Here is an 8,660-nt window from a genome sequence, read left to right on the forward strand (position 1 = left end):
CCCCCCCCCCCCCCCCCCACGGCACGGTCCCCGGCCGTGACGCCCTCCCTGGGTGTCACGGCCGGGGGCGTGTGCGGGACGGCCCCGCGGACGCACCGGCGGTGCGGGCGGGAGCCGGAGAGCACCGACACCCACCGGCGGCCACCGAGGCGCCGGAACCGGCACCGACTGCGTGAGGAACCCCCGATGGTGGAGCTCAAGAACCCCGAGCAGATCGCCAGCATGCGCGCCGCCGGGCTGGTGGTCGCCGAGATGCACCGCCGGTGCGCCGAGGCCGCGGTGCCCGGTGCCAGCACCGGCGAGCTGGACCGGGTCGCCGCCCAGGTGCTGGCCGACCACGGGGCCGAGCCGAACTTCCTCGGCTACGGCGGCTTCCCCGGCAACATCTGCACCTCGGTCAACGACGTCGTCGTCCACGGCATCCCCTCCGACGACGAGGTGCTGCGCAGCGGGGACCTGCTGTCGATCGACGCGGGCGCGATCGTGGACGGCTGGCATGCCGATGCCGCGATCACCGTGCTGGTGGGGGAGGGGCACTCCCCGGAGGTGCTGGAGCTGAACCGGGTGACCGAGGAGTCGCTGTGGGCGGGGCTGGCCGCGATGCGGCTGGGCAACCGGCTGGTGGACATCTCGCGTGCGGTGCAGAACGACGTGCGCCGGCAGCCGAAGCCGCCGTCGGGCAAGTGGGGCATCGTCGAGGAGTACGGCGGCCACGGCATCGGCAGCGCGATGCACATGGACCCGCACGTGCTGAACTACGTCGAGCGCCGTCGCGGCCGCGGCCCGAAGCTGGTGCCGGGGATGTGCCTCGCCATCGAGCCGATGATCTCGCTCGGCACCCCGCGGACGCACGTGCTGGCGGACGACTGGACGGTGAAGACCGACGACGGCACCTGGGCCGCCCACTGGGAGCACTCCATCGCGCTGACCGAGGAGGGTCCGCTGGTGCTGACCGCCCCGGACGGCGGCCGGGAGCGACTGGCAGCGCTGGGCGTCACCACCGCCCCGGACCCGCTTGCCTGAGGCCGGACGCCGCTCCGCGGCCACCGGCCGCGGCCGCACGGCGCCGCTCGTGTGAGGCGCGTCACCCTCGCGGTGCATATCCTGCACCCGGACGGGGAATGCTGAAGGGATTCGTCTTTCCGGGCGACGTACCGTAGACTGGTGCGTCGGTCCCTGTACACCTGTGTATAAGGGCTGTCCAGGTAGTCCAGGTAGCCGATCCCGGAAGGTGAAGCGCTCAAGTATGGCCAAAAAACAAGGGGCCATCGAGATCGAGGGCACCGTCGTCGAGTCTCTGCCGAACGCCATGTTCAAAGTGGAGCTCCAGAACGGGCACCAGGTCCTCGCGCACATCAGCGGCAAGATGCGGATGAACTACATCCGTATTCTTCCCGACGACCGGGTCGTGGTGGAGCTCTCTCCCTACGACCTCACCCGCGGGCGGATCGTCTACCGCTACAAGTAGCTCCCCGCTTTCCTCGCGGGGGCGTCCGTAGATCATCAAGTCCCGGAGAACCTCATCCCATGAAGGTCAAGCCGAGCGTCAAGAAGATCTGCGACAAGTGCAAGGTGATCCGCCGCCACGGCCGGGTCATGGTCATCTGCGACAACCTGCGCCACAAGCAGCGCCAGGGCTGACGCAGACCGCCCGCACTTCTCGCGGTACTTCGCGCGACGCACGCATCACGCGACCCCTTTGAATACGCAGACACCCGCCCTCGCGCCCAGCGCGGTGGCGACACCCCCGGTCGGAGGCCGGGGACCCGGCGTGAGACGCCGGGAGAGGTGCTGCAGCAGACCTCCGACGAGTACAGGAGCCATACATGGCACGCCTCGCAGGCGTTGACCTTCCGCGTGAGAAGCGCGTGGAGGTTGGTCTGACCTACGTGTTCGGGATCGGCCGTACGCTGGCCCAGCAGACCCTGAGCGCCACCGGTATCGACCCCGACACCCGCGTCCGCGACCTTGACGAGGAGCAGCTCGTCAAGCTCCGCGACTACGTGGACGCCAACATCAAGACCGAGGGTGACCTCCGTCGCGAGATCCAGGCCGACATCCGCCGCAAGGTCGAGATCGGTTGCTACGAGGGTCTCCGTCACCGTCGTGGCCTGCCGGTCCACGGTCAGCGCACCAAGACCAACGCCCGCACCCGCAAGGGCCCGCGTCGCGCGATCGCCGGCAAGAAGAAGCCGGGCAAGAAGTAGTCCTCACCGGTCACTGATTCTCAGGTCCGAGTGCACAGGACCGACCACCTCCACGGGAGTACATCCATATGCCTCCGAAGGGCCGTCAGGCCGGCGCCAAGAAGATGCGCCGCAAGGAGAAGAAGAACGTCGCCCACGGGCACGCTCACATCAAGAGCACGTTCAACAACACCATCGTTTCGATCACGGACCCCACCGGCAACGTGATCTCCTGGGCCTCCGCCGGCCACGTCGGCTTCAAGGGCTCGCGCAAGTCCACCCCCTTCGCCGCGCAGATGGCCGCCGAGTCGGCCGCCCGTCGCGCGCAGGAGCACGGCATGCGCAAGGTCGACGTCTTCGTCAAGGGTCCCGGCTCCGGCCGTGAGACCGCGATCCGCTCGCTCCAGGCCACCGGCCTGGAGGTCGGTTCGATCCAGGACGTCACGCCCACGCCGCACAACGGCTGCCGTCCCCCCAAGCGCCGCCGCGTCTGACGCACGGCGTTCGCCCCGCCGGTCCGGCCTCCTCGGCCGGCCGCGGGGCTCCGGAACACGGGGGCGGGTCCGCGTCACGCGGGCCCGCCCCTGACGGGTCCCCGCCCTCCACAGCGGGGCCCGGACCGCGCGGCGGCCCTCGGGGCCGCCCCGCGGGAGCACCACCGGTGCCTCGGCACCGCACCGCCGCACCCCGGTACGGCGGACGCACCATCTGGAGCACGACAGGCCACTGTCGTCTGGCCCGGCATCAAATAGTGGGTGCCGGAGACTGGAGTCATCACCCATGCTGATCGCTCAGCGTCCCTCCCTGACCGAAGAGGTCGTCGACGAGTTCCGCTCGCGGTTCGTGATCGAGCCGCTGGAGCCGGGCTTCGGCTACACCCTCGGCAACTCCCTGCGGCGCACGCTGCTCTCCTCGATCCCCGGTGCCGCCGTCACCAGCATCCGGATCGACGGGGTCCTGCACGAGTTCACCACCGTGCCGGGCGTCAAGGAGGACGTCACCGACCTCATCCTCAACATCAAGCAGCTGGTCGTCTCCTCGGAGCACGACGAGCCGGTCGTGATGTACCTGCGCAAGCAGGGCCCCGGCCTGGTCACCGCCGCGGACATCGCCCCGCCGGCCGGTGTCGAGGTCCACAACCCCGACCTCGTCCTGGCGACCCTCAACGCCAAGGGCAAGCTGGAGATGGAGCTGACCGTCGAGCGCGGTCGCGGCTACGTCTCCGCGGTGCAGAACAAGCAGGCCGGCCAGGAGATCGGCCGCATCCCGGTCGACTCCATCTACAGCCCCGTGCTGAAGGTGACCTACAAGGTCGAGGCCACCCGAGTCGAGCAGCGCACCGACTTCGACAAGCTCATCGTCGACGTCGAGACCAAGGAGGCCATGCGGCCGCGTGACGCCATGGCGTCCGCCGGCAAGACGCTGGTCGAGCTGTTCGGCCTGGCGCGCGAGCTGAACGTCGACGCCGAGGGCATCGACATGGGCCCGTCGCCGACCGACGCGGCGCTCGCCGCCGACCTGGCGCTGCCGATCGAGGAGCTGGAGCTGACCGTCCGCTCCTACAACTGCCTCAAGCGCGAGGGCATCCACTCGGTGGGCGAGCTGGTGGCCCGCTCCGAGGCGGACCTGCTCGACATCCGCAACTTCGGCGCCAAGTCGATCGACGAGGTCAAGGCGAAGCTGGCCGGCATGGGCCTGGCCCTGAAGGACAGCCCGCCCGGATTCGACCCGACCACCGCCGCCGACGCCTTCGGCGCGGACGACGACGGTGACGCCGGGTTCGTCGAGACCGAGCAGTACTGAGCCACCCGAGCCGCGTGGGGGCGGTGCCCGCACCGCCCCCGCCGCTCCGCCCGGCCGCGCGCCGGGCACCACGGACTTCCGGGCGACCCCCGGAGAACCGCGCGGACACACCTGTCCGGGCGGCCCTGACACCGGTACCTGACACGGCCGGTGCAGACACGGAGGAGAAACACCATGCCGAAGCCCACGAAGGGCCGCCGGCTGGGCGGTAGCCCCGCCCACGAGCGTCTGATGCTGGCCAACCTGGCCACCGCGCTGTTCGAGCACGGCGGCATCACCACCACCGAGGCGAAGGCCCGTCGGCTGCGTCCGGTCGCCGAGCGTCTGATCACCAAGGCGCGCAAGGGCGACCTGCACAACCGCCGCCAGGTCATGCAGACCATCCGGGACAAGAGCGTGGTCCACACCCTCTTCACCGAGATCGGGCCGCAGTTCGCCGACCGTCCCGGTGGCTACACCCGCATCACCAAGGTCGGCCCCCGTCGCGGCGACAACGCCCCGATGGCCCGGATCGAGCTGGTCGAGGCGCTCACCGTGCAGCAGGAGGCGGTCGGCGAGGCCGAGGCCGCCACCACCCGCGCGGTGAAGGAGGACGCCCTGGCGAAGGAGTCCACCTCCGAGGCGAAGGCCGACGAGGCCGCCGAGGAGAAGAAGGACGCCTGACCCGGCGCACCTGATTCGGCCGGACGGGCCCGCCCCTCTCGCAGGGGCGGGCCCGTCCGTCGTTTCCCGGCCCGTCCGTCGTTTCCCGGCCCGTCCGTCGTTCCCCGTGCCCGTCCGTCGTTCCCCGGCCCGTCCGTCGTTCGCGGGCCGGGCGGCCGGGGTCCGCGCGGGCGGCAGGGCCGGGGCCGGGCGGCCCGGGGGCGGGGTGAGATGATCCCCGGGTGAGTGACGAGGTGCGCGCCGGTCAGGTGCGGGTACGACTGGACCTGGCCTACGACGGCTCCGACTTCTCCGGCTGGGCCCGCCAGAAGGGCGACCGGCGGACGGTCCAGAGCGAGGTGGAGGACGCCCTCCAGGTCGTGACGCGCGCCGCGGAGCGCCGCGAGCTGACCGTCGCGGGGCGGACCGACGCCGGGGTGCACGCCCGCGGCCAGGTGGCCCACGTCGACCTCCCGGAGGAGGTCTGGGCCGAGCACCGCGAGAAGCTGCTGCGGCGGCTCGCGGGGCGGCTCCCGCACGATGTGCGGGTCTTCCGGGTCTCCGAGGCGCCGCCCCACTTCAACGCGCGGTTCTCCGCGATCTGGCGCCGCTACGTCTACCGCGTCACCGACCACCCCGGCGGGGTCGACCCGCTGCAACGCGGCCACGTGCTGTGGCACAACTGGCCGCTCGACGAGGCCGCCATGAACGAGGCGGCGGCGGGGCTGCTCGGCGAGCACGACTTCGCGGCCTACTGCAAGCAGCGGGAGGGTGCCACCACCATCCGGACGCTGCGGCGGCTGGAGTGGACGCGGCGACCGGACGGGGTGCTGGAGGCGACGGTGCTCGCCGACGCCTTCTGCCACAACATGGTGCGCTCGCTGGTGGGCGCGATGCTGTTCGTCGGGGACGGCCACCGCCTGCCCTCGTGGCCGGCGCAGGTGCTGGCGGCCGGGGTGCGGGACTCCGCGGTGCACGTGGTGCGCCCGCACGGGCTGACGCTGGAGGAGGTCGGCTACCCGGCCGACGAACTGCTGGCCGACCGCAACCGGGAGGCCCGCAACCGCCGCACCCTGCCGGCGTCCGGGGCCGGCTGCTGCTGAGGCGCCCACGGGTCGTCGGCAGCCACCCGGGCCGGGCCGGGGCGGCGACGCCCGACGGCCCGGCCCTGAGGGCTCACCCCTCCTCGCCGCCGCCTCCGGAGTTGCGCTCCCGGATGATCGCCGCGGCCGACTCCGACGCCTGGTCCTCCCCGCGCAGCACGATGCGGGCGTGGGCGTGCGCGTTGCCGTCGCGGGCCGCCTGCTGCGCCGGGGTGCCGTCGCCGCTGTCCGGCGTGTTGTCGGCGTTGCCGGCGATCGTGAAGTACGCGTAGCGGCCGACCTGGTTCTTGGTGGTGCGGCACCCGCCGCGCTCACAGAAGACCGGGGCCTCGCCGCTGGTCAGCTGGGAGAGGTGGCTGCTCGCCGCCTCCTTGGCCGCCTCGGCGTCCTCGGCGCTGGGGAACTGGGCGACGCCGACGGTGACCGCCACCGCCCCGTCGCTGTAGGTGGCGCGCACCAGGCCGGTGCAGCCGTGCTGGGTCAGCACCTCGCCCAGGGCGACGTCGGCGGCGTCCACGCAGCTCTCGGAGTCGGCGACCGCCCGGCGGACGTAGGTGCGGCCGTCCACCTCCATCGGGTCGCCGGAGAAGAAGGTCTCCGCGGTGAAGGGCGCGAGGTCCTTGTCCGCGTCGGTGATGAACTCGCGGGGCTTGGGCACCGGGGGCAGCGAGGTCTCCTCGAAGCTGGGTTCGGGGGCCGGGTCCTGCGGCTCCTCCGCGTCCTGCGCGGAGCCCGCGGTGTTCCGGTCGCCGTCGTCACCGCCGCCGCTCTGCTGCACGATCCCGAGGGCGACGACGGCGCCTATCGCCAGCGTCGCGGTCGCCGCGGCCGCGATCACCAGCAGGCGCTTGCGCTGCCGCCGGCGGTCGGCGTCGGCGGCGAGCTTGTTCCAGTCGGGGGCGCCCCCCGGCGCCGGCGGCTGCCCCCACGGAGGCTGGCTGCCCTGCTGCTGCGGTCCGCCCTGGGGCGGGCGTCCACCCTGGGGTTGTCCGGGGGTCCACTGCGGCCCCCCCTGCCATGAACTCATGCGCGCAGTTTAGGGAAGCGAACGCACCGCTCCGGCGCCCGCACGGTCACAATCCGGTCCTTGCCGGTCACCACCGCGGCGCCTGCCCCGCGAACGGCCACGGCCCGAGGTTCGGGCCCGCCCCGGGAACCGGCACGGTCGCGGCCGGGAAACCGGTTGGGTTCCCGCCGCCCCGGCGGCGACAATCGGTCACATGGGTCATGTCGAGGTTGCGCATCTGGACTACGTCCTGCCCGACGGCCGTCCGCTGCTGCAGGACGCGTCGTTCCGGGTGGGGGAGGGGAGCGCGGTGGCGCTGGTCGGGGCCAACGGCGCCGGGAAGACCACGCTGCTGCGCATGATCGCCGGTGAACTCACCCCGGAGGAGGGCACGGTCACCGTCAGCGGCGGGCTCGGCGTGATGCCGCAGTTCATCGGCTCCGGCGACCGGGACGACGAACGCACCGTCCGCGACCTGCTGGTCTCCGTCGCCCCGGCGCGCATCCGCGAGGCGGCGCGCGCGGTGGACGCCGCCGAGCTCGCCGTGATGACCACCGACACCGAGGCGGACCAGATGGCGTACGCCCAGGCGCTCGCCGACTGGGCCGAGGCGCAGGGGTACGAGGCCGAGACGCGGTGGGACATCTGCACCACCGCCGCCCTCGGCATGCCCTACGAGCGGGCCCAGTGGCGGCGGCTGAACACCCTCTCCGGCGGCGAGCAGAAGCGGCTGGTGCTGGAGTCGCTGCTGCGCGGCGCGGAGGAGGTGCTGCTGCTCGACGAGCCGGACAACTACCTCGACGTCCCCGGCAAGCGCTGGCTGGAGGAGCAGCTGCTCCAGACCCGCAAGACGGTGCTCTTCATCTCCCACGACCGGGAGCTGCTCGCCCGCTCCGCGCAGAAGATCATCAGTGTGGAGCCGGGGCCGGCCGGGTCCGACGTGTGGGTCCACGGCGGCGGGTTCGCGACCTTCCCCGAGGCCCGCAGGGAGCGGTTCGCCCGCTTCGAGGAGCTGCGGCGGCGCTGGGACGAGAAGCACGCCCAGCTGAAGCAGCTGGTCAACACGCTCAAGAACAAGGCGGCCTTCAACGACGGACTCGCCTCCCGCTACCAGGCGGCGCAGACGCGGCTCCGCAAGTTCGAGGAGGCCGGCCCGCCGCAGCAGCCGCCCCGTGAGCAGGAGATCACCATGCGGCTGCGCGGCGGGCGGACCGGGGTGCGGGCGGTCACCTGCGAAGGGCTGGAACTGACCGGTCTGATGCGCCCGTTCTCCCTGGAGGTCTTCTACGGCGAGCGGGTGGCGGTGCTCGGCTCCAACGGCTCGGGGAAGTCCCACTTCCTGCGGCTGCTCGCCGGGGAGCCGGTCGCCCACGACGGCGTCTGGAAGCTGGGCGCCCGGGTGGTGCCGGGCCACTTCTCGCAGACCAACTCGCTGACCGGGCCGCGGCCGGCCGGTGAACCGCCCGCGGACGGCGCCGCCACCGCGGCCCGCCGCGCGGCCTCGCGCACCCTGCTGGAGATCCTCTGGACCGAGCACGCCCGCGACCGCGGCGCCGCGATGTCCGCCCTGCGGCGGTACGAGCTGGACCGGCAGGCCGAGCAGCCGTACGAGCGGCTGTCGGGCGGGCAGCAGGCGCGGTTCCAGATCCTGCTGCTGGAGCTGGGAGGGGCCACCGCGCTGCTGCTGGACGAACCCACGGACAACCTGGACCTGGAGTCCGCCGAGGCGCTCCAGGCGGGGCTGGAGGCGTTCGACGGCACGGTGCTCGCCGTCACCCACGACCGCTGGTTCGCCCGCGGGTTCGACCGCTTCCTGGTCTTCGGCTCCGACGGCCGGGTCCGGGAGGTGCCGGAGCCGGTGTGGGACGAGGCGCGGGTGGCACGCGCCCGCTGACGGCGCCGCCCGCGGGGGGCGCCGCC

Annotated in this window: 10 protein-coding genes; 9 read left to right on the plus strand and 1 reads right to left on the minus strand. The window is 72.7% G+C overall.

The features are described from left to right. Positions 1-186: 186 nt before the first annotated feature. The 8 genes from map to truA all read left to right on the plus strand — a co-directional run bounded on the left by map (position 187) and on the right by truA (position 5,734). The gene (map, locus tag HCN56_RS10090) at positions 187-1,023 is read left to right on the plus strand and encodes a type I methionyl aminopeptidase (protein WP_167969422.1); all 837 of its coding nucleotides are present in this window, start codon (positions 187-189) and stop codon (positions 1,021-1,023) included. Between the two features lie 223 nt (positions 1,024-1,246). Beyond that, positions 1,247-1,468, plus strand: a complete 222-nt coding sequence (gene infA, locus HCN56_RS10095) for a translation initiation factor IF-1 (protein WP_167934064.1) — start codon at positions 1,247-1,249, stop codon at positions 1,466-1,468. 59 nt (positions 1,469-1,527) lie between these two features. Beyond that, the gene (rpmJ, locus tag HCN56_RS10100) at positions 1,528-1,641 is read left to right on the plus strand and encodes a 50S ribosomal protein L36 (protein WP_003956441.1); all 114 of its coding nucleotides are present in this window, start codon (positions 1,528-1,530) and stop codon (positions 1,639-1,641) included. Positions 1,642-1,826: 185 nt separating this feature from the next. After that, positions 1,827-2,207: a 30S ribosomal protein S13 gene (gene rpsM, locus HCN56_RS10105; RefSeq protein WP_167969430.1), complete on the plus strand. Its 381-nt coding sequence runs from the start codon at positions 1,827-1,829 to the stop codon at positions 2,205-2,207. 68 nt (positions 2,208-2,275) lie between these two features. Continuing rightward, on the plus strand, positions 2,276-2,680 hold the full coding sequence (rpsK, locus tag HCN56_RS10110; protein WP_167934066.1) for a 30S ribosomal protein S11: 405 nt from the start codon (positions 2,276-2,278) through the stop codon (positions 2,678-2,680). A gap of 286 nt (positions 2,681-2,966) precedes the next feature. Then, positions 2,967-3,989 carry a DNA-directed RNA polymerase subunit alpha gene (locus HCN56_RS10115; RefSeq protein ID WP_167969432.1) on the plus strand — a complete coding sequence of 341 codons (1,023 nt, stop codon included), beginning with the start codon at positions 2,967-2,969 and terminating at the stop codon, positions 3,987-3,989. A 174-nt stretch (positions 3,990-4,163) separates the two neighbouring features. Beyond that, entirely contained in the window at positions 4,164-4,652 is a 489-nt protein-coding gene (gene rplQ / locus HCN56_RS10120; RefSeq protein WP_167969434.1) for a 50S ribosomal protein L17, read from the plus strand. A gap of 221 nt (positions 4,653-4,873) precedes the next feature. Further along, a complete protein-coding gene (truA, locus tag HCN56_RS10125; RefSeq protein WP_167969436.1) occupies positions 4,874-5,734 on the plus strand; it encodes a tRNA pseudouridine(38-40) synthase TruA in 861 nt (286 codons plus the stop codon). 73 nt (positions 5,735-5,807) lie between these two features. Here truA and HCN56_RS10130 read toward each other — a convergent pair whose 3' ends face one another. Further along, the gene (locus tag HCN56_RS10130; protein ID WP_167969437.1) at positions 5,808-6,761 is read right to left on the minus strand and encodes a hypothetical protein; all 954 of its coding nucleotides are present in this window, start codon (positions 6,759-6,761) and stop codon (positions 5,808-5,810) included. Positions 6,762-6,954: 193 nt separating this feature from the next. Here HCN56_RS10130 and HCN56_RS10135 point away from each other — a divergent pair, with 193 nt between their 5' ends. Next, entirely contained in the window at positions 6,955-8,634 is a 1,680-nt protein-coding gene (locus HCN56_RS10135; protein ID WP_167969439.1) for an ABC-F family ATP-binding cassette domain-containing protein, read from the plus strand. The last annotated feature ends 26 nt before the right edge of the window (positions 8,635-8,660 follow it).

Origin of the sequence: Streptomyces lonarensis (assembly GCF_012033735.1) — a bacterium.
Taxonomy (GTDB): Bacteria; Actinomycetota; Actinomycetes; order Streptomycetales; family Streptomycetaceae; genus Streptomyces; species Streptomyces lonarensis.

Coding starts and splice junctions, on each gene's coding strand:
- rplQ (WP_167969434.1), top strand. CDS start 4,164: ATGCCGAAGCCCACGAAGGGCCGCCGGCTGGGCGGTAGCCCCGCCCAC.
- HCN56_RS10135 (WP_167969439.1), top strand. CDS start 6,955: ATGGGTCATGTCGAGGTTGCGCATCTGGACTACGTCCTGCCCGACGGC.
- rpsK (WP_167934066.1), top strand. CDS start 2,276: ATGCCTCCGAAGGGCCGTCAGGCCGGCGCCAAGAAGATGCGCCGCAAG.
- infA (WP_167934064.1), top strand. CDS start 1,247: ATGGCCAAAAAACAAGGGGCCATCGAGATCGAGGGCACCGTCGTCGAG.
- rpsM (WP_167969430.1), top strand. CDS start 1,827: ATGGCACGCCTCGCAGGCGTTGACCTTCCGCGTGAGAAGCGCGTGGAG.
- rpmJ (WP_003956441.1), top strand. CDS start 1,528: ATGAAGGTCAAGCCGAGCGTCAAGAAGATCTGCGACAAGTGCAAGGTG.
- HCN56_RS10130 (WP_167969437.1), bottom strand. CDS start 6,761: ATGAGTTCATGGCAGGGGGGGCCGCAGTGGACCCCCGGACAACCCCAG.
- map (WP_167969422.1), top strand. CDS start 187: ATGGTGGAGCTCAAGAACCCCGAGCAGATCGCCAGCATGCGCGCCGCC.
- HCN56_RS10115 (WP_167969432.1), top strand. CDS start 2,967: ATGCTGATCGCTCAGCGTCCCTCCCTGACCGAAGAGGTCGTCGACGAG.